Genomic DNA, 18585 nt, shown 5'->3' on the forward strand with positions numbered 1-18585 from the left:
TGGCGCTATTCAGCATAACTCAATAGCAGAAGGCTGTGATGCAAACAAAATTTTCTGAAGATGTCATTCCATTATCCGATCTGAAAGTGAATCCGGGTAAGGTCGTGCATCGAACCAACGACACACACCGCCCCATCTTGTTGACCAGCCGGGGACGCGGCGTCGCAGTCGTGCAAGGATTGGACGACTATGAAAAGTCAGCAGAAGAGTTGCGGTTTGTAAAAGCGATTGCCCAAGGGTTGGCAGATATCCGGCAAGGCAATACTGTAACTGTCGAAGAGGCTAAAAAACGGTTGGGGATCAGTTGAATGATCCTGAACATTGCGCAGTCTGCTCTGGCTGATCTACAGCAGATCCAGCAATATTATCTGGAACAAGGTAGTGCTGATGTTGGGCAGAAAATATTGCAGGAAATTTTTCAGCAGATTGAGATGATTGTCGCGCATCCGGATGCAGGCCGGATAGTACCAGAGTTTGCTCAGCTGCAAATTCGTGAAATTATCTATCCGCCATTTCGTATCGTCTATTTACGTGAAGTTGATTCCGTACAACTGATCCGGGTGTGGCGAAGTGAGCGGTTGTTGATATTGCCACCGTAGGTTTGAAGTAACTTGACGTAGTGACGTAAGTCATCAGACGACCACAGTATCACCGGCGACATGCAGCCGCCGATGATTGATGCGTTTATACCTTTCGAACATGATCCTATAAAAACATCCCACCCGAAGCTTCAATCCGCTGGGCATTGATCCAACCTGCCTGATCGCTGAGCAATAACGCCAAAGCACCGCCGATATCATCCGGCTGGCCAACGCGGCCCAAGGCGGTTTGACTGGCGATAAACTGATTGATACCTGCATTGTCACGCACTGCACCACCGCCAAAGTCGGTTTCAATGGCGCCGGGAGCAAGCACGTTGACACGAATGCCACGTTCGCCGAGCTCCTTTGCCCAATATTTGGTCATGGTTTCCACCGCGCCTTTCATAGTGGCGTAAGCGCCATAACCCGGAATAGCAAAACGGGTCAGGCCGGTCGACACATTCACAATACGGCCGCCTCTAGCCAGCAACGGCAGTAACTGCTGCGTCAGGAAAAACGGCCCTTTGACGTGAATATTCATCAGTAAATCAAACTGTTCGACGCTGGTCTCGATCATCGGCACGTGAATGCCAATCCCGGCGTTATTGACCAGAAAATCAAACCGACTACGCTGCCACTGTTGTTGCAACTGTTGCTGTACCGCCGCGGCAAAGTCGCCGAACTGCTGGCTTTGTCCAACATCGAGTTGCAATGCTACCGCTTTACGGCCGAGTTGTGCCACTTCGGCCACCACAGCGGCGGCGTCATCGGCGTTGTGTTGATAAGTCAGAATCAAATCAACACCTTGTTTGGCCAACTGCAGTGCCATATTTTTACCGAGACCACGACTGGCGCCGGTGATTAAGGCGATTTTTGGCGCTGCAGATTGAATTGTTGTTGAGGTTGTCATGTGCGACATGGTGCTCTCCTGGGATTGTTTAGCTGCTGTATTTCGAACTGGCACCAGTGTATTGCTAAGCAGAAGTTGGATAAACGCTGCTCGAGTGGATAGACTGTTTGTTAATAGCTGACAATGAAGCTGTCAAAGCCCGCTGCAGTAACCGAAAGGTAGTTAGGTTGGAAGGTAGGTAGCCGGAACAGCCCGGTTGTCAGAACAAACAAGCAGGATCAATTCAGATGCAGGATCGAATTCAGGCGATGCAGGTATTTGCACGGGTGGCCGAGCTGCAAAGCTTTACCGCCGCCAGTGTTGAACTTGATTTATCCAAGACCTATGTCTCGACTCTGGTGCAACAACTGGAAAATCATCTGGGCAGCCGTTTGCTGCAACGCACCACCCGCAAGGTACAACTGACGCAGGATGGCCAGTTGTTTTATCAGCGCTGCAAAGATTTGCTGGCGGAATTTGATGAAGTCGAGCATCTGTTTCAACAGCAAAATGCCGAAGTATCCGGTCGGTTGCGGATTGATTTACCCACAGTCATGGCGCGGGCGTTGTTGTTCCCGAAGTTAGCGGAATTTCAGGCGTTACACCCAAAACTCGAATTTGAAATCAGTTGTACCGATCGCAAGATGGACTTGATTGCCGAAGGGATTGATTGTGTGGTGCGAGTGGGGGCGGTGGAAGATTTAGGCCTGGTGGCGCGAGCTTTGCCATCGATGCCGCTGCTGAATCTGGCGAGTCCGGCGTATCTGGCAAAATTCGGTATCCCAACGCATCCGGACGAACTTGCAAGTTCAGCCGGACGCCATCAGCTGGTGCATTACGCGCCGCATTTTGGCAACCGCGACAGTTGTTTTGAATATCTGGAAGCTGGCAAGCTTGTATCGGGAAACAAACTGCAGCGGGTCAAAATGCACGCTGCAATCACAGTGAATAATACCGACGCTTACGCCACCGCTTGTTTGGCCGGGTTCGGCATTATTCAGGCACCACTAGGCGGTGTGCGGCACTTACTTGAAAGCTGCCAGCTGCAACAAATTCTGCCAGAGTATCGCGCGCCCGCAATGCCGGTCGCGATGTTATACCCGCATCGGCGCCATGTTCCGGCCAGATTAAGGCTATTTATGCAGTGGTTTGAGCAGGAGTTGCAGGTTTATCTGACGCAACCAGAGGTTTAGCAAGGTATGATGAAAGTGCGGCGATGCTGAATTGACTCACCCGGAAAATGTCATAACATTGAGTTTAAATTGAGCAGAGGATTTGAAAATGCCGGTGATCAGTCGTTTTTATGGGATTTTAATTGCCATGTACTTTAATGATCACAATCCCCCACATTTTCATGCCAAATACTCTGAGTACGAAGCATTATTCTCATTTGATGGCACCATACTGGAAGGAAATCTTCCAAAACGTGCTTCCACATTTGTGCAAGAATGGATTACCTTGCATAGGGCCGAACTGGAAGAAAACTGGCGACGAGCAAAAGTCGGTGAACCGCTGAATTCTATCGCACCCTTGGAGTAATTTATGTTGCATATAACATCTGCAAAATACGTGGTCGATTACAAAATTTGGGTGGCTTTTGATGATGGAACCTCAGGAGAAATCGATCTTGATGGCGTGCTCAAAGGACCAGTTTTTGAACCACTGCAATCCATAGCGATGTTTCAAAAAGTATCGGTCGACCCGGAACTGGAAACTGTCGTGTGGCCAAACGGTGCAGATTTAGCACCTGAGTTCCTGAAAAAATTGCATATCGAACAATTGGCTCCGGTCCAAAAAGTTTAAATTGGTTGGTGTCGATGCATTTATGCTGTTGACTTAGAATACTAAGCCAATCACGTAAATAAGGAGGTGTTGTGCCGATCTACGATTATCCAGTTCGCGTTTTGATCAGAAACATGATTTTCGAATTGACCCCGAAGCCTAGTTTGCAGTTTTCGAAAAATGATGCGCGTGACTGGTTTGCTAAAAACTATCCAAAGATCAAAGAAGGTACTATTGACGCCCATTTGGTTCGCTTTTCAACGAATGCTCCGAGTCGCTTACACCACACAGTAAGGGATGAAGAAGATTTGTTATTTCAAATCGATGGTTCACATTTTAGGCTCTACGATCCGGCGACGGATCCAGCCCCAATTCACTCTAAGTCAGATGTTTTGACTGCTCAAGAACAATTCTCAGAGTCTGACGAAGTTAAACGTCTAAGTGAATTTGCGTATGAAAGTGATCTACGTGATTTTCTGGCAAAAAATCTGTCGCATATTGAACCGGGTTTAACTCTATATAAAGACGAAGGAATTTCAGGTATCGAGTTTCCAGTTGGTGGACGTTTTGTCGACATACTGGCATTGGATTCTCAAGGAAATTTCGTCGTTATTGAACTCAAGGTTTCTCGTGGCTATGACCGGGTTGTTGGGCAACTTCTTCGATATATGGCTTGGATCGAAAAACATCATGCGGAACCAAGTCAAGGTGTAAGAGGTATTATCGCGGCACGCGAAATATCGGAAGATTTGAAGCTTGCATGTTCATATATGCCGCAAGTGTCACTTTATGAATATGAGTTGTCAGTTGTATTGCGTAAGGTGGATGTAGAGGCTATCGCGAGTTGCTAGGTCGACGATGTTTGCCGAATAACTATAGTCATACACACTTGTCTCTGATCCAAATGCAGCAACAAAAGCCGCCGAATTTATCTGGCATTTGCAAATCACTCCACCGGTCGTGTCAGCAACTGATGATGTGAGCGCAGTTTCTCCAGCAGCTGCCTGAGCTGTTGCTGCTCGTCCGTTGTTAAAATCCCAAAGAAATAATCGTCATTATCATCAGCAAGTTGTGCCAGTTGCGGCACTCACTGCCTGGCGCTGTCGGAACCGGTGCGTGCGACCAGGCTTTTTTGCACGCTGACATTCGCCTGTTTCACTTTTCGAAAAGTTTCGTTAGTCAGCTGGTATTTGTGGAGCTCATTGTAGTCTCTGCAGCGGTCGTGTTCAGCATTTTGCTTACAAAGTACTGGTTGCAACGGCAAGGTGGCTGTTTTACAAATAGCTGAAGAGGCAGGTTTTTATCTGCTGCTGCAGATGTAACGATGCTGTGCCAAAGCATCTCAGAATTTTTTGCAATCAAAGGCCGGGTCATGACGGAATCATTTGTACGTTCACCGCAGTTTTATGTGCGTCTTGCCGGCGTGTTTTATCTGGCGATTATTGTGTTGGGCTTATTTGGCGAGAGCTATGTGCGTGGCACGCTGGTGGTTGGTGGTGATGCTGTTGCAACGGCGCAAAATATAAAGGCCTCATCTTCGTTGTGGCGTATGGGGATTTTCACCGACCTGATGATGCAGGTGCTGGATATCCCAATTATTGTGTTGATGTATTTGTTGTTTAAACGGGTCGGTGCCGGTCTGAATCTGGCGGCCACTTGTTTTAACCTGATCCAGACTGCGGTGTTGGTGGCGAATAAACTAACACTCTTCATCCCGCTGATCTTGTTAGGTGGCGCTGCTTATTTGAGTGCTTTTTCCACTGAGCAGCTGGCGGCCTGGTCTTATCTATCGGTGCGGATGTATAACTATGGCTTTGCCGCCGGCTTGATCTTTTTTGGCATCGCCTGTGTGATCCGTGGTTATCTGATTGTAAAATCTGAGCTTTTTCCAAAATTTATCGGCAGATTGCTGACGCTGGCCGGGGTTTGTTATCTCGTGAACAGCAGCGCGATCTTGTTGGCGCTGGATATTGCACCCTTGTTATTTCCATGGATTTATCTGCCGGTGCTGGTCGGCGAGTTGACGTTGAGTCTGTGGATGGTGGTCAAAGGGGTGAATATGTCGAAATGGCAGGCCTTGCAGCAAACGGCTGATGAACCAAGTCAGCCAGACGAACACCCCAACGGGAATCTAAATCCTTAACAGCACCAATGCCCTGACTGTTGTTCAGGGCATTGGTTTTTTCACCATCTGCGATTTACGAAGTGCAGTTAGTTGGCTGTCGCTTCGGCCGCTTCAACAATCAGTTCGGCCACTTGTTTGGGATTCGACGTCATCACCACGTGAGAGGCATCGGCGATTTCGACAATCCGTTTAGCACCGGCACGTTTAGCCATAAATTTCATCGCCGCAGCCGGAATGTTTTTATCGGCGGTGCCGTAAATCGCCCAGGATGGAATGGTTTTCCAGGTCGGTGCACCTGATGCTTCGTGCAAGGCCGCTTCGGTGACCGGGCGCTGTGTGGCGGCCATTAAAGCGGCTTCGACGGCTGGTACGTCAGCGGCAAACTGAGCGCCAAATTTATCCTGCTGAATATACAAATCTTTGTTGCCGTCTTTTAATACCACAGGCGCAGCCAGTGTTGGGCCTAAGGTGCCACCTGCGAACCAACGGGGTCAAGTCTTGACTTTTGCCCTATTGAGCCATTCAACTAAAGGCAAAAAGCAAGACTTGACCCTGCATCCTGTAGATAAGCCTTTATGACATTTACATAGTTATCGAAACAGCTGATAAATTGAAAATGGCTTAGAGCAAAAATTTTGAATTGCATTACGATTAGAAAGTAATATTTATCAGAAGTTGTATTTTTTTATATGCATAAGGCAGGCTTATTAATGTCCCCATGTTGTATAGCTCTGAGGTAAATTTCATGTGCTGCAGTTTCGTAATGGGGATAATCTGGCATGCATTGATGTATGATTTCTGCTATTTCGAATTCTTTTTGAATCAATAAACGAGCCACTTCCTTTTCTGAACATTTATGCTCAATCATAATCCTAATAAACATACTGGCCGCTTCTATAGATACATGTTCTACTTTAAATACACCTTCATCTCCATACTTAAAAAATGAAATAGACAACCAAGTTGTTGGTTTCCCTGCTCTAAAAAATTTTAAAATTTCGGAAATTTGCTCTAGCTCTAAAACTTTATCCATGCCAATATCAAAATATTTTGGCTTATCTTTAGTTTGCGAAGATTCATCTATCTTTGGTGAATAGTTAGATTTGCTACCGATATTATCATTTGTGTGGTTATCGTAAACTACACTAGGGTCTTTTAAATATTTTTGGATTTCTGTTTTTTCTTCATTTTCCTTGGATGATTCAATGATTATAGCTATTATAAAAAGAAGTAATGCATAAACAGAAATTGTTCCAAATGTACTAAGGTTAGATGCAGCGCTTATTATAATTGTGGGTATTAATGCTATGCCTGCCGAAGACATGAAATCATCATGTTTCATTTAGTTATCCTTATTGTTATATATGGGGCGTGCGATAGATAAATATAATTAATAAATTAATAGTGATCAAGGTAATGTTATTAAAATTCTTCAAAGATTAATTCCGCCATGGAAGATAACATTCCTATTTGTAAAAAATAAAATAATTTTTCATCTAATGACTCCGAACCAACGGGGTCAAGTCTTGACTTTTGCCCTATTGAGCCATTCAACTAAAGGCAAAAAGCAAGACTTGACCCTGCATCCTGAGCGCCGCCAGTATGTCCAGGGCTAGTTTTGCCGCCAAATTTCATAAAGTGGTTGGGGTCACCCCGGCCGATTATCTGGCGAGCTGGCGGGTCAGTCTGGCGCAAAAACTGCTGCGCGAAGGCCGTCCAATCGCGCTGATCGCCGATGAGGTAGGTTATGAAAGCCCATCGGCGCTGGCCCGCACCTTTCGGCGCAAAACCGGCAGCAGTCCCAGAGCGTGGTTGCAGTTGCAGTAGTCACGCGCAGAGCGCTGGCCGGACTTATCTGCAGTTGTGGCTGGAATAGCTGCCGCTTTTCGGGATCTGGCTAAAACCAAAGTTGTTTTTAATATTTCCTTTTGCGGTGATGATGGGGTTGGTAGTGTGTTGCGGGCTGGTGTTGATTGAAAAACACCGCTTAACTTCTTTGAATTAAAATTAAGTAGGGTGCCGTTCACGCCAGTAGCCGGGTTTTCTTGAATGGTGCGCGAAGGCGACCACGGTAATCAATTCATCATTTGCAATGATCACTAAAGAAAAAGGAAATCTTTGGAGAATCAGTCGTTTGGCTCCAAGCTTTGCTGCTTCGCCTGTTGCTGGTACTAATGGAGGATTTTGTTCGCTCAGGATGATTGTCGCCTGCTCAAAGCTATCAATTAGCTGAGCGCCCAAACCGGGAGCAGCCAGTTCGTACCAAGCCGCGGCCTCAATTAATTCTGTGGTAGCTTCAGCGGTAACTTTTACCTGCAAGTTCAAGCCTTAATCCGGGCTCTGGCCAGCGAAATGGCTTCGCTTGCATCAAGAAGTTCAGCGTTGCCAGATTCAATCTCGTTGATTCGACGGCAAATTTCTGCATCCCAGGCTTCAATTACACTCATATCAGCGGAACCGTCCAAACTTGCGACCAGATCATGTGCAAGTTGCGCCCGTTCTTTTTCGGGCAAACTCATGGCGGCGTTTTTGATGCTTTTAAGTTGTACGGTTTCCATTGGATTCATCCAAATCTTGCCAGATGGTGATGAATAAATCATGCATCAAAATACCCGCTATAACAAGGTCAGGTATGATGATGCTTTCAATTTCGCAGCCTTCTTAACAACCTTTCAGCACCTAAGTGCACGATGATAAAAACTTTGCCCACTACAGACTCACAAGCAATGATTCAATCAGTCTAAGACAATCGGCTGCGCAAATTTCAGGTGGCTAAAGCACGCTTAGCTTTACCACCTGCAATCAACCCCTTCAACTTCATCACCCCATCATCGACATAGCTGTAGAGCACCGGGATCACCAGCACGCTTAACAAGGTCGATGTAATCAGGCCGCCAATCACCACAATCGCCATCGGGGCGCGAAAACTTGGGTCGCCGCCCATACCAAGGGCGATAGGAAGCATGCCGGCACCCATGGCGACTGTGGTCATGATGATCGGACGAACGCGTTTGCGACAGGCGTCGACGATGGCGTCAAACTGGCTGAGCTGATGTTCGCTGCGGGCGATAACGATGTAATCAATCAGCAAAATTGAGTTTTTGGTGGCGATGCCCATCAGCATAATCAGCCCAATCATCGCTGGTAGCGATAAAGTAGAACCGGTGATAAACAGCGCCAGAAAAGCACCGGGTACCGACAACACCAGGGCAGCTAAAATAGTCACAGGTTGAAACAGATCTTTGAGCAGCAACACCAATACCATGTAAATACAAAGCACGCCGGTTAGCATGGCGATGGCAAATCCAGAGGCCAGTTCCCCCATCATTTCTGCATCTCCTAACACATTTTGCGATATTCCCACTGGCAAATGTTGCAGGCTGGGCAGCGCCAGCACCGCTTGTTCCACGGTGCCGAGTGGTTGGTTATTCAGCTCGATTTCAAAGGTGATGTTGCGCATCCGGTTAAAGCGCGAAATTTGCGAAGGGCCACTGCTGAGTTCCAGCGTCGCGACATTGTCCAGTGGCACCGGGCCACGCGCGCCGGGCACCGGTAACCGTTTTAGCGTTTCAAAGTCCTGGCGGGCGGCATCGTTTAGCCGCACCACAATGGGCACCTGACGTTGGCTGAGATTGAGTTTGGCTAAATCCTGATCATAATCCCCTGCGGTGGCAATCCGTAGCGTGTCGGCAATGGCCGCTGAGGTCACGCCTAAGTCGGCTGCTTTGGCAAAGTCGGGGCGGATAATCAGCTCGGGGCGTACCAGGCTGGCGCTGGAAATCACCGCGCCAATGCCCACAATTGAACGAAGCTCCCGCTCGACCTGCAGCGCGTGTTGCGCGAGCTTCCGGCTGTCTTCACTGGCCAGCACCAGTACATAATTTTCGCCGGAACCCATGCCGACTTTGACGCGGGCGCCTGGCAGCTCGGCCAGCAGTTCACGTAACTGCTGTTCGATTTGCTGTTTGTGCAAGCCAGGCCTTGCGCTGCGATGGCTCAGCGTTAAAGTCAGCACCGCGCTGCTGACACCCGTTGCCATGCTGCCTTCGTCCGCGTCACCCATGCTGCCGCCACCGACCGCGCTATACACCTGGATCACATGCGGGTGTTGCTGCACCAAAGCGCGGGCTTGTTCGGCGAGGGCGATAGTTTGTGGTAGTTTGCTGCCAGGCTGCAAAGTCAGGCTAATTTGGGTCTGTTGGTGATCATCGGCCGGCATAAAATCACCCTGCAGCAAGGTCGCAAGATAGAGACCGCTGCCAAAAAACGCCAAAGTGGCAGTAGCGGTGATTTTGCGATGGGCTAGACACCAATGCATCAATTTCAGGTAATAGCGGATCCAGCCGGGCTCCGGTTTGCTGGCAGCGGCAGGGTGCTTTGGTGCTTTGAGTAAATAAGCCGCCATCATCGGCGTCAGCAAGCGCGCCACCAATAGCGAAAACAGCACCGCCACAGCTGCGGTCCAGCCAAATTGCACGAAGAATTTACCGATGACGCCGCTCATAAAAGCAGTCGGCAAAAACACCGCTACCAGGGTAAAAGTGGTGGCAATCACCGCCAGGCCAATTTCAGCTGCTGCATCAAGCGCCGCTTGCAACGGCCGTTTGCCGAGAAGTAAATGCCGCTCAATATTCTCAATTTCGACGATGGCATCATCGACCAAGACGCCAACCACCAACGATAACGACAACAAGGTCACGGTGTTGAGGCTAAAATCCAATAAATGCATCACTGCAAAGGTTGGGATCACCGACAGCGGTAGGGCGGTAGCGGCAATAAAAGTGGCGCGCCAGTCGCGTAAAAACAGGAACACCACAATCACCGCCAGCAAAGCGCCTTCGTACAGCAGTTGCAGCGAGCCCTGGTAATTTTCTGCCACCGGATCAATCAGATTAAATACTTCGGTGAGCTGTAGATCGGGATGCTGCATTTTGAGTTGTTGCAAAGCTGCGCGCACCCCAGCGGCAACTTCCAGTTCGCCATAGCCGATGGCGCGGACAATTTCAAAACCAACCACCGCTTGGCCATCCAGAAATGCCGCCGAACGCTGGTCCGATAGACCATCAGTGACCGAAGCAAGTTGATCCAACCGCACCCGGCGACCATCGCTTAATGTGATGTCCAAAGCGGCAATTTCCGCTGCTGAGCTCACCGTAGCGATGGTGCGCACCGATTGTTCGATGCCGCCGAAATCGGTGCGCCCGCCGGAGGCTTCCTGCTGAATTTGCTGTAATTGCCGCGAAATATCGGCGGCTGTGGTATTAAAAGCCAGCAGTTTAGCTGGGTCTAAATCAACCCGCAGCTGGCGTTCGGCACCGCCGATCCGACTCACGGAGCCAACACCGCGCACCGCCAACAAGGTTTTGCTGATGTCATGGTCGACAAACCAGGACAACGCTTCGGCGTCGAGCTGTGGCGAAGTGATGCTGTAGGTCAGAATAGGCGAGCCGGACAGTTCTTGTTTTTGGATCACCGGATCGCGTAAATCAGCTGGCAAGTCGGCGCGCACTCTGGCAACGGCATCCCGCACATCGTCCAGCGCTTGCTGAATGGGCCGCTCTAACCGGAATTCAATGGTCAAGATAACGGCACCTTCGCTCAGCTGACTATAAATATGCCGCACCCCTTGCACCGTAGCGAACGCGTTTTCGAGTTTACGCGCCACATCGGTTTCCAGCTGCGAAGGCGAAGCGCCGGGCAACGTGGCGATAACGTTCACTTTAGGCAATTCCAGATCCGGCAAGTCCTGTACTTTCATTGCCTGAAAGCCCAGCAAACCGGCCAGCGTTAACAATACAAACAGTAGGATGGCAGGCAAAGGGTTGTGGATAGCCCAGCCCGAAAGATTAAACTTCATGGCAAACTCCTTGGGCCAACGGCGGCAGTGGTGGTGCTTTTTACTTCGGTGGTCATCGCAGTTGGTGTGTCATCCGCATCCGGATTGGCCACCACTTTGACCAGATCGCCATCCCCCAGAAACGCGCCGCCGGTGGTCACCACTCGCTCATCGATACTTAAACCTGTGGTGATTTCAATGCGGTTTTCGGTGCGTCGGCCGGTACTGACTTTGGTTTGAATAACCTTTGAATCAGCGCCGATCTGCAGCACATAACTAAAACCATCCCGTAGCTGCACGGCACTTTGTGGCAATGTCAGTACCTGGCTGGCACCCAGGATAAATTCACCGCGGGCGAACATGCCGGGACGGGCGTTGCTGGTTGCGTTTTCAAGCAGGCTTTCCGCCAAATCGACATACACCAAAGCGTTGCGACTTTGGGTATCCACCACTGGCGACACGATCCGAAGTTTGCCCTGAAGGTGGCTGCCATCGGCCAGCCTGATGTCGGCAAGTTGACCTGGCTTTAGCTTTGCCAGCACATCGGACGATACTTCGGCGCGCCATTCCAGCCGACCGGCGCGGATCAAGCGGAATAATTCCTGACCGGCCGGTAATACCGCGCCAACTGTGGCCGAACGGGCAGAAATGATGCCGTGATCCGGCGCCAGTACGCGAGTTTGTGCCAGCCGTAATTGTTGGTTTTGTTCTTTGGCGCGGGCGGCATCTAAGCGCGCCAGTGTCGTTTGCGATGCGGTGATAAACCGCTGAATTTGCTGGCTGGACAAAGCGCCGGTGGCTTGCAGTTCGGTGGTACGTTTTAGGTCAGCTCTGGCCTCACTGTAAAGTGCCAGCGCTTCGGCGCGTTCGGCCCGGCTGAGATTAAGCTCCGCCTGCAAGGTGTCGGCGGCAAAAACCGCCAGCACTTGTCCTTTACCGACCCGGTCGCCGACATTCACCTTGACCTCGGTCAGGCGTAAGCCATCGGCTTCAGTGCCAAGACGGGCTTCTTGCCAGGCTTCGATATTGCCGTGCGCGGTGATGCGAAGCGGCAGTAGCTCAAGGCGCGGGTGGGTGGCGGTGACCGTGAGTACGGCTTTGGTTGTCACTGCATCAGCAGCACTTGCCGCATGAGCCGATGCTAATTCGGCTGCGGCTGGCGGCGGCATCACCGCAGCGACTTCAACACCAATCGCTAGCACACTAGCCACCACGCATAGCGCCAAAATAGCCGTTTTGGCCGATATTTTTTTCATGACAAATTGCTTAAGCAGCACTTGGAAACCTCATCCTGATTTTGGTTGATGCTGCACTATCGGTGGTGGCAACTTTCAGGAAACTTACTGCGCCGGTGACCTTAAAAAAATAAAGAGCCTAAAAATAAAAAGTCTAAAAATAAAAAATGCCAAAAATAAAAAATATTTGGCGGAGTTGGGATCCTGGTAAGTATGGTGTAAGTATCAACACCGATGATGGAATGGTTAATTACCCTCAAAAGGAAGCCGTGATGCAATTTCGAACGCCATTCAAGACCTTATTCAAAACGCAAATCAAGACACAAATTAAAAATCACTTAACGCTGGCCGATTTTGCTGCTAAAGCTGGAACTCACTTCATTTTTGCAGCGATGGCGCTACTTTGCCTGCCGTTAGCCGCACAGGAACAACCGGGTGAACAGGGCGAACAAGGTTCATCCTGGGGTTTAGGGCTAGGCCTGATGTCGCAGCAAAAAGCCTATACCGATATGGACCGCGACACCAAAGTCATTCCTTTTATTTCCTATCAGAATGAGTATATTGAGGTGCTGGGGCCCAATCTGAAAGTGAAGTTGCCGGGCCTTGAGTTCAGTGAATCCAATCAACTGCATTTCAATCTGGTTGGAAGTTATGATTTCTCCGACAACGATCCAAAAGACACGCCTATTCTGAACGGCATGGAAGAGCGCAAAGGCGGCTTTTGGGCTGGTGCGCAAGCCGAGTGGCAAAATGATTTTGTGAACGTCAGTCTGGAGTTGCTGACCGAAGTGGCCGGGGATAGTGAAGGTTCAAAGTTAGATCTGACGTTTGAACGCAGCTGGAATTTTGGTCAGAGCTATCTGTTGACCCCGCGGCTGGTGCTCAGCCGCGTTGATAAAAAATACGTCGATTATTACTACGGCGTGCGCGCCAATGAAGTGCTGCCTGCCAGCGCGACTAGCACCGGCCGCGCCTTTTACCAGGGCGAAGCGGCGCTGAATATGGAAATGGGAGTGATGGGGATGTATATGATCGACCAACAACAAATGATATTGCTGGATATTTCAGTTACCAGTCTGGCAGATGAAATCAAAGACAGTCCCTTGGTCGATAGTTCCACCGAAAGCCAGCTGTTGCTTGGCTACATTTACCGTTTTTAAGATAGTTGCTGATGAATCGTATACTCCTGTTGGAGGATCATGAACGCCTGGCGGTGCTGATGAGCAAAGGCCTGGCGTCGTCCGGCATTGTGGTTGATACCTTCGAGCGGATCGACCACGCCTGGCTTGCCCTGCAACAGGTGCCGTACCAGGCAATGGTGCTGGATCGCGGCGTGCCGGACGGCGATGGCTTAGAGCTTTTGCAACGCCTGCGAGCCAGTGGCAACAATATTCCCTGTTTAGTCCTCACTGCCCGTAACGCCTTACACGACCGAGTCACTGGTCTGGAAGCCGGCGCCGATGATTACTTATCAAAACCTTTTGCGATGGAAGAACTGGTCGCCCGGGTGAAAGCGCTGCTGCGCCGCCCGGTCGCATGTTTGCCGTTGGACCCGGTGGCCGGTGATCTGCGTCTGCAACCTTCTGCCAATTTGCTGTGGTGTGGCGCGCACAGTCAGTTGCTGGCGCAAGCCGAGTTGCAGGTATTGTTGGTGCTGATGCGAAAACCAGGGGAAACGCTGCGGCACAATTTGCTGGAAGCTGCCGCCTGGGGCTTTGAAGCGGTGACGCCCAACGCACTGGATGTGGTGCTGCATCGCATTCGCAAAAAGTTGCAGCTGCTGGGTTCAAAGCAACAAATCAGCAATGTGCGTGGGGTGGGTTATGCGCTTTGTACCAAAAAAGCACCTTAATAGCATTGGCCTGAAAATCCTGCTGGCTTATGTCATCGAGATGATTTTAAGCGTTGGCCTGATTGCGCTGGTGTTAGTGATTGCACTGGCGTTACAAAACAATATCTTGTCCGAAAACGATATTAACGATTTTTCCGGTGAACTGGCTGAGGCGCTGCAATTTAACGAGACCGGAATGCCAGTACAGATGGCGGATGAAGAATATTTGTGGTTATTTGAAAGTCTGTACAACGAAGTTGCCTTTCGGGTGCTGGATCAATCCGGCAAGGTGGCGCTGGCCTCTACTGCGGCGCCACAATTCTGGTCGGCGGTTGATGGGCGCAACTTACCTTTAACCGCTGGTACTTTTGAATTTCTGCAACACGGCATCATCATGGATGCCGCCACTGCGCTGCGAGTGCATCAAGGCCAAAACTGGTACTTACAGGTGGCGGTCAGTCGGCGTTTTATGTTTTTCGCCCATACCACCTTCGCCTTACGTTTTGCTGGCGATGGACTGCTGCTGTTGGCGCTGGTGCAGTTTTTTGTGTTCGCGGTCTGCGCCCATTTCACCTTGATTTATACCTTGCGGCCGCTGCGAAAGTTATCAGAGTCGGCGGCATTAATTTCGCCACGATCGATGCAAGCGAGGCTGAAAGAAGATGATGTGCCCACCGAAATCGCGCCCTTAGTGCAGAGTTTTAATGTCGCGCTGGAGCGATTGGAGCAAGGTTATCGCCTACAACAAGAGTTTTTGGCCACTGCCGCCCACGAACTCAAAACGCCTTTGGCCTTGATCCGCGCCCAGCTGGAACTGATGCCTGAAAACGAAGAGCGCAACTGGTTATTAAGTGATGTCACTTATATGGCAAGGCAAGTACAACAGCTGCTGCTACTGACTGAAGCCAGCGAAGTGCAAAACTATCAGTTCAGTACCATTGCTTTAAGCAAAGTGGCGAGTGAAGCCCTGGCTTATTTACAGCGAATGGCCGATGCGGCGACTGTCACCTTGACCTTGTCAGATCACAGCAACGCCGCCATCTGGCAAGCTGATCACAGCGCATTATTTACCTTATTAAAAAACCTGCTGGAAAACGCCATCCAGCATGCACCGCGAGGCAGCGAAGTGCGGCTGACGCTGTACCCGGCTTATCTCAGTGTGCGCGATGTTGGCCCAGGCGTCCCGCCGGAACATCTACCACAACTCTTTCAAAGATTCTGGCGCGGCGCCCATCGTCGCGATATCGGCGCTGGCCTGGGCCTCGCCATTTGTCAGGAAATCGCGCTGGCACACGGTTGGAGCTTAACGGCTGCACTGAGTGAACCAGGGTTGGTGTTTATAGTGGCGTTGGAGGGAGAATCTCTGTTAACCGGCTACAGGTAGCAAAGGCAGCGTGATATAAAAAGTGCTGCCTACCCCTTCCACACTATCAAAACCAATAGTGCCGTGCATCCGGTCCATCAATTCTTTACAGATACTGAGGCCAAGGCCGGTGCCGCCCCGCTGGCGCGAATCTGAGCCGTCGGCTTGGGCGAATTTCTGGAAAATCCGCGAGCGGAATTCGTTAGGTATGCCGGGGCCTTGGTCGCTGACTTTGATCAGCACCTGCGCTTCGTGCAACTCAGCACTCATCTGCACCGGGCTACCGGCTTCGGAGAATTTCACGGCGTTGCTGATCAGATTACTCAGTACCTGTTGCAGCCGCTGGTTATTCACCTCGACCAACACTTGCAGTGGTAAGGCTTGTACATCAAGGCTAAGCGGCACCCCAAAATTGGCGGCATAACCTTGATTTTGCGTCAGTGCTTGCTGCAATAGTTCGCGCAGATCGGCGCAGGCCAATTCTAAATGCGCATCGCCGAGTTCAAGTTTTTCTATATCCAAAATGTCATTCACCAGCAGCACCAGTCGTTCGGTATTTTTTTGTGCCAGGCTCAGCATATTGCTGGCAGCCTCTGGTACATGACCCAGCACGCCAGCATTCACCAGTTCGAGCGAGCCTTTGATGGAAGTTAGCGGGGTGCGCAGCTCGTGGCTGACGGTGGCAATAAATTCGCTTTTCAGCCGCTCGATTTTTTTGCGCTCGCTGATATCGTGCAGCAAGCAAATAAACCAGGTGTGGCCGGGCAGGGCGTAGCTACTTAAACTGATTTCCAGCTCCAGTGCAGTACCCAGCGCCGTCAAGCCAGCGGTTTCGCTGGAACGGCCTTGCCGCTGCTGTACAAAGTCGGGGTTGGTTTGTTGCAGTTCGGGTAACAAGCTGCCGATGTGCAACTTGGGTAGTTGCCGTTCGCTGTAGCCAAACAACTGTTGTGCAGCGGCGTTGGCGCGCTCGATTTGGCCTAGCGTATCAAAAATCAGGATGGCCTCGGCGGCGTTATCCAGAATACCGCTCAGTTCCAGCGTGCGCTGCTGAACCAGTCGCTGCACTTGTTCGGCACGACCGGTGACGGATAACAAAAAACCGCCGAGCAGGCTGCATAACAATAAACCGCCGGTCAGCACCGCCCAGGGCTGCAGTGTGCTTTGGTCTTGCAAATAATGTTCGGTTGGCAGAATTTCCATCCGGAATTTGCGTCCGCCTACGCTAAATTCTTCAAGCCAAATCAGCGGTTTGGCGTAAGCCGGGATAGGGCTGGTTAACTTGCTGAACAGCATGCCGGACGACGTTCCCGGCTCCAGTTCAGATTGCGGTGACGTGGTGTTGTCGCTGATATCAGTAAGCAACAGCTGAAAACTTTGCGCTGGATAGTCGCGCACTGCCGAGCCAATCACTTCATCCATATGCAAGGCCGCGACCACAAAACCCCGCAATAACTGCCGGCGCTCTGCGATCACAGGTGGGGTTTCGGCCGAGGTGTAGACCGGATAAAACAGCAACATGGCATTTTTCTGTTGCTGGTTTTGCACCAAATCCAGCGGCGCGGTTAAAGTTGCCGTGCCTTGATCACCGGCGGTTTGTAGCGCTTGCAGCCGCAAAGCTTCGGAGCCAACATCATAACCCGTGACATTCAGGTGCAGCGGCATCGGTGCGATATAAGTGACCGGAAAATATTCGGATCGGATGGCCGCGCTGATGAGCTGACCGCTGGCATCCCGTTCGGTGATCCCCAAACCGCCGACAGTACTTGCCAGCAAGCCAGCTTCATATTCAGCACGCTGCTGCTGGCTGACTTTGGCATTCCAGCTCATGGCACGAATACCCGGATGATTTTTGAGAATGGAATCGACGAAGATGGCAAATTCGGCAGCGGTGACATCGACCGAAGCGATAAATAACCGCTCCAGCGGCAGCACTGAATTGCTATATAACGAAATCCGCGACTTGATGCTTTGTGCCATCAATTTGGCTTGTTCGTGAAAGTGCTGTTGTAGCCGCTGTTGCTCGCCATCGCTGGTGCGGAAAAACAACACCACCATCACTACGCAGCTGAGTAACAGCGGGATACCAACCGTTGTGGCCCGATGCCGCCAGATCTCACGCGGGTAAGCAAAAGCGATAAACATCAGCGGCATTGCAATCAGTACGCCGATGCTGTCACCAATCCACCAATTCCACCAGCTAAACAGCAGTTGCCCAGGGGTAATAATCTGGTGGACGTACAGCACTGCCGTGCCCACACTGGCACTGAGTAAACAGCTCAGCGGGCCGCCAATAAAAAGCAATAACAGGATGTTCCGATCTTCGGTGAGGGTGTTGGGGAAACTCATCTTGCGGCGGATCAACCAGTTCGCACACAAACATTGCAGGGTGGTACCAAAGGCGATACTGCAGGCGATGGTCAGTTGTTGCCAGTTAAGCTGTTGCTCGTTGCTGATGGCGATGCTCAGGTTAAGTAAGGTTGAACCCAGAAATACGCCAATTAACAGCGGGTAACCCCAAATCAGCACCGCCGCCAGCGCCACACCAACCGGCGGAAAAATTGAGCTGATAAAGCCCGGCGGCACCGATAACAGCATCGCCAGGTGACCGGTCAGCATGTAGGCAATCGCCAGCAGTGCGATTTTTGCAATGATGGATAAAGTGCTTTGCGGCGGCATCGGGATTGGCTGAAGGCTGGTTGGCATTGGTGACTGCATCCCCGTGCTGTTTTTATGCGAATAGGTTTAAGGACAGCGGCTTACCAAACTAAGATAGCGGAACGGTGTGGTTTAAGCCAAGGAATGAGGCTTTGGTTAGGTTAAAGGAATTTTGGGGTAGGGCTGACTCAGCGCGTTAGCGGTAGTCCGCCATAAGGCAGAATCACGGCAAATCACCATCCGGCGCACTGCCGCTATCGCGGCGAGTGGCGCCCTACGGTTTTT

Annotated in this window: 20 protein-coding genes and 2 pseudogenes; 13 read left to right on the forward strand and 9 right to left on the reverse strand. The window is 50.7% G+C overall.

Annotated features, from left to right (window positions below; genetic code table 11):
• The first annotated feature begins 38 nt into the window (after positions 1-38).
• Both EOE67_RS16675 and EOE67_RS16680 read left to right on the forward strand, forming a co-directional pair.
• The gene (locus EOE67_RS16675) at positions 39-308 is read left to right on the forward strand and encodes a type II toxin-antitoxin system Phd/YefM family antitoxin (RefSeq protein WP_127700470.1); all 270 of its coding nucleotides are present in this window, start codon (positions 39-41) and stop codon (positions 306-308) included.
• On the forward strand, positions 309-599 hold the full coding sequence (locus EOE67_RS16680) for a type II toxin-antitoxin system RelE/ParE family toxin (RefSeq protein WP_127700471.1): 291 nt from the start codon (positions 309-311) through the stop codon (positions 597-599).
• A gap of 106 nt (positions 600-705) precedes the next feature.
• On the opposite strand, the gene EOE67_RS16685 is transcribed toward EOE67_RS16680, so the two are convergent.
• On the reverse strand, positions 706-1500 hold the full coding sequence (locus EOE67_RS16685; protein ID WP_240652848.1) for an SDR family NAD(P)-dependent oxidoreductase: 795 nt from the start codon (positions 1498-1500) through the stop codon (positions 706-708).
• A gap of 218 nt (positions 1501-1718) precedes the next feature.
• Here EOE67_RS16685 and EOE67_RS16690 point away from each other — a divergent pair, with 218 nt between their 5' ends.
• From EOE67_RS16690 to EOE67_RS16705, 4 genes are all read left to right on the forward strand, one after another.
• The gene (locus EOE67_RS16690; protein ID WP_127700472.1) at positions 1719-2663 is read left to right on the forward strand and encodes a LysR family transcriptional regulator; all 945 of its coding nucleotides are present in this window, start codon (positions 1719-1721) and stop codon (positions 2661-2663) included.
• Between the two features lie 88 nt (positions 2664-2751).
• Positions 2752-3009 carry a DUF4160 domain-containing protein gene (locus EOE67_RS16695; protein WP_127700473.1) on the forward strand — a complete coding sequence of 86 codons (258 nt, stop codon included), beginning with the start codon at positions 2752-2754 and terminating at the stop codon, positions 3007-3009.
• A 3-nt stretch (positions 3010-3012) separates the two neighbouring features.
• Positions 3013-3273, forward strand: a complete 261-nt coding sequence (locus EOE67_RS16700; RefSeq protein ID WP_127700474.1) for a DUF2442 domain-containing protein — start codon at positions 3013-3015, stop codon at positions 3271-3273.
• Between the two features lie 71 nt (positions 3274-3344).
• The gene (locus EOE67_RS16705) at positions 3345-4103 is read left to right on the forward strand and encodes an endonuclease NucS domain-containing protein (RefSeq protein WP_127700475.1); all 759 of its coding nucleotides are present in this window, start codon (positions 3345-3347) and stop codon (positions 4101-4103) included.
• A gap of 95 nt (positions 4104-4198) precedes the next feature.
• Here EOE67_RS16705 and EOE67_RS20555 read toward each other — a convergent pair whose 3' ends face one another.
• The gene (locus EOE67_RS20555; RefSeq protein WP_164852402.1) at positions 4199-4339 is read right to left on the reverse strand and encodes a hypothetical protein; all 141 of its coding nucleotides are present in this window, start codon (positions 4337-4339) and stop codon (positions 4199-4201) included.
• Between the two features lie 285 nt (positions 4340-4624).
• Here EOE67_RS20555 and EOE67_RS16710 point away from each other — a divergent pair, with 285 nt between their 5' ends.
• Positions 4625-5395 carry a DUF4386 domain-containing protein gene (locus EOE67_RS16710; RefSeq protein ID WP_127700476.1) on the forward strand — a complete coding sequence of 257 codons (771 nt, stop codon included), beginning with the start codon at positions 4625-4627 and terminating at the stop codon, positions 5393-5395.
• Between the two features lie 68 nt (positions 5396-5463).
• Here the strand turns inward: EOE67_RS16710 and EOE67_RS16715 are convergent, their stop codons facing one another.
• The gene (locus EOE67_RS16715) at positions 5464-5820 is read right to left on the reverse strand and encodes an alpha/beta fold hydrolase (RefSeq protein WP_240652850.1); all 357 of its coding nucleotides are present in this window, start codon (positions 5818-5820) and stop codon (positions 5464-5466) included.
• Between the two features lie 242 nt (positions 5821-6062).
• Positions 6063-6719 carry a hypothetical protein gene (locus EOE67_RS16720; protein ID WP_127700477.1) on the reverse strand — a complete coding sequence of 219 codons (657 nt, stop codon included), beginning with the start codon at positions 6717-6719 and terminating at the stop codon, positions 6063-6065.
• Between the two features lie 260 nt (positions 6720-6979).
• On the opposite strand from EOE67_RS16720, the gene EOE67_RS16725 reads away from it, so the two are divergent.
• On the forward strand, positions 6980-7204 hold the full coding sequence (locus tag EOE67_RS16725; protein ID WP_240652851.1) for a helix-turn-helix domain-containing protein: 225 nt from the start codon (positions 6980-6982) through the stop codon (positions 7202-7204).
• 180 nt (positions 7205-7384) lie between these two features.
• On the opposite strand, the gene EOE67_RS16730 is transcribed toward EOE67_RS16725, so the two are convergent.
• The 4 genes from EOE67_RS16730 to EOE67_RS16745 all read right to left on the reverse strand — a co-directional run bounded on the left by EOE67_RS16730 (position 7385) and on the right by EOE67_RS16745 (position 12469).
• Complete coding sequence (locus tag EOE67_RS16730; RefSeq protein ID WP_206099643.1) at positions 7385-7702, reverse strand: type II toxin-antitoxin system RelE/ParE family toxin; 318 nt, start codon at positions 7700-7702, stop codon at positions 7385-7387.
• A complete protein-coding gene (locus EOE67_RS16735) occupies positions 7699-7977 on the reverse strand; it encodes an addiction module protein (RefSeq protein ID WP_240652852.1) in 279 nt (92 codons plus the stop codon). Before EOE67_RS16735 ends, EOE67_RS16730 begins: the two co-directional genes overlap by 4 nt.
• A gap of 164 nt (positions 7978-8141) precedes the next feature.
• Positions 8142-11234: an efflux RND transporter permease subunit gene (locus tag EOE67_RS16740; protein ID WP_127700478.1), complete on the reverse strand. Its 3093-nt coding sequence runs from the start codon at positions 11232-11234 to the stop codon at positions 8142-8144.
• Positions 11231-12469, reverse strand: a complete 1239-nt coding sequence (locus EOE67_RS16745; RefSeq protein WP_127700479.1) for an efflux RND transporter periplasmic adaptor subunit — start codon at positions 12467-12469, stop codon at positions 11231-11233. Before EOE67_RS16745 ends, EOE67_RS16740 begins: the two co-directional genes overlap by 4 nt.
• Positions 12470-12720: 251 nt before the next feature.
• Here EOE67_RS16745 and EOE67_RS16750 point away from each other — a divergent pair, with 251 nt between their 5' ends.
• The 5 genes and pseudogenes from EOE67_RS16750 (at position 12721) to EOE67_RS16760 (ending at position 15663) form a co-directional block, all read left to right on the forward strand.
• Complete coding sequence (locus EOE67_RS16750) at positions 12721-13608, forward strand: MipA/OmpV family protein (RefSeq protein ID WP_164852403.1); 888 nt, start codon at positions 12721-12723, stop codon at positions 13606-13608.
• Positions 13609-13667: 59 nt separating this feature from the next.
• Positions 13668-13901: pseudogene (locus tag EOE67_RS21100) on the forward strand (response regulator); the annotation flags it as partial.
• Positions 13878-13980 (forward strand): annotated as a pseudogene (locus tag EOE67_RS21105) (DNA-binding response regulator); the annotation flags it as partial. The pseudogenes EOE67_RS21100 and EOE67_RS21105, both read left to right, overlap by 24 nt.
• A 125-nt stretch (positions 13981-14105) precedes the next feature.
• Complete coding sequence (locus tag EOE67_RS21110; protein WP_420849787.1) at positions 14106-14300, forward strand: helix-turn-helix domain-containing protein; 195 nt, start codon at positions 14106-14108, stop codon at positions 14298-14300.
• Positions 14272-15663 (forward strand): sensor histidine kinase, encoded by a 1392-nt coding sequence (locus EOE67_RS16760; protein ID WP_127700482.1) that lies wholly within the window; start codon positions 14272-14274, stop codon positions 15661-15663. Before EOE67_RS21110 ends, EOE67_RS16760 begins: the two co-directional genes overlap by 29 nt.
• Here the strand turns inward: EOE67_RS16760 and EOE67_RS16765 are convergent.
• On the reverse strand, positions 15646-18348 hold the full coding sequence (locus EOE67_RS16765) for a CHASE domain-containing protein (protein ID WP_164852404.1): 2703 nt from the start codon (positions 18346-18348) through the stop codon (positions 15646-15648). The two genes, EOE67_RS16760 and EOE67_RS16765, sit on opposite strands and share 18 nt — an antisense overlap.
• Between the last annotated feature and the right edge of the window lie 237 nt (positions 18349-18585).

This window comes from Rheinheimera riviphila (assembly GCF_004005945.1).
GTDB classification, from domain to species: Bacteria; Pseudomonadota; Gammaproteobacteria; order Enterobacterales; family Alteromonadaceae; genus Pararheinheimera; species Pararheinheimera riviphila.

Bases quoted from the DNA above. Each gene is read 5' to 3' on its own strand.
- EOE67_RS16725 (WP_240652851.1), top strand. From the start codon at position 6,980: ATGTCCAGGGCTAGTTTTGCCGCCAAATTTCATAAAGTGGTTGGGGTC.
- EOE67_RS16675 (WP_127700470.1), top strand. From the start codon at position 39: ATGCAAACAAAATTTTCTGAAGATGTCATTCCATTATCCGATCTGAAA.
- EOE67_RS16720 (WP_127700477.1), bottom strand. From the start codon at position 6,719: ATGAAACATGATGATTTCATGTCTTCGGCAGGCATAGCATTAATACCC.
- EOE67_RS16740 (WP_127700478.1), bottom strand. From the start codon at position 11,234: ATGAAGTTTAATCTTTCGGGCTGGGCTATCCACAACCCTTTGCCTGCC.
- EOE67_RS16765 (WP_164852404.1), bottom strand. From the start codon at position 18,348: ATGCCAACCAGCCTTCAGCCAATCCCGATGCCGCCGCAAAGCACTTTA.
- EOE67_RS16695 (WP_127700473.1), top strand. From the start codon at position 2,752: ATGCCGGTGATCAGTCGTTTTTATGGGATTTTAATTGCCATGTACTTT.
- EOE67_RS16690 (WP_127700472.1), top strand. From the start codon at position 1,719: ATGCAGGATCGAATTCAGGCGATGCAGGTATTTGCACGGGTGGCCGAG.
- EOE67_RS16735 (WP_240652852.1), bottom strand. From the start codon at position 7,977: ATGATTTATTCATCACCATCTGGCAAGATTTGGATGAATCCAATGGAA.
- EOE67_RS16710 (WP_127700476.1), top strand. From the start codon at position 4,625: ATGACGGAATCATTTGTACGTTCACCGCAGTTTTATGTGCGTCTTGCC.
- EOE67_RS21110 (WP_420849787.1), top strand. From the start codon at position 14,106: ATGCGAAAACCAGGGGAAACGCTGCGGCACAATTTGCTGGAAGCTGCC.
- EOE67_RS16760 (WP_127700482.1), top strand. From the start codon at position 14,272: ATGCGCTTTGTACCAAAAAAGCACCTTAATAGCATTGGCCTGAAAATC.
- EOE67_RS16750 (WP_164852403.1), top strand. From the start codon at position 12,721: ATGCAATTTCGAACGCCATTCAAGACCTTATTCAAAACGCAAATCAAG.
- EOE67_RS16700 (WP_127700474.1), top strand. From the start codon at position 3,013: ATGTTGCATATAACATCTGCAAAATACGTGGTCGATTACAAAATTTGG.
- EOE67_RS16745 (WP_127700479.1), bottom strand. From the start codon at position 12,469: ATGAAAAAAATATCGGCCAAAACGGCTATTTTGGCGCTATGCGTGGTG.
- EOE67_RS16680 (WP_127700471.1), top strand. From the start codon at position 309: ATGATCCTGAACATTGCGCAGTCTGCTCTGGCTGATCTACAGCAGATC.
- EOE67_RS16685 (WP_240652848.1), bottom strand. From the start codon at position 1,500: ATGTCGCACATGACAACCTCAACAACAATTCAATCTGCAGCGCCAAAA.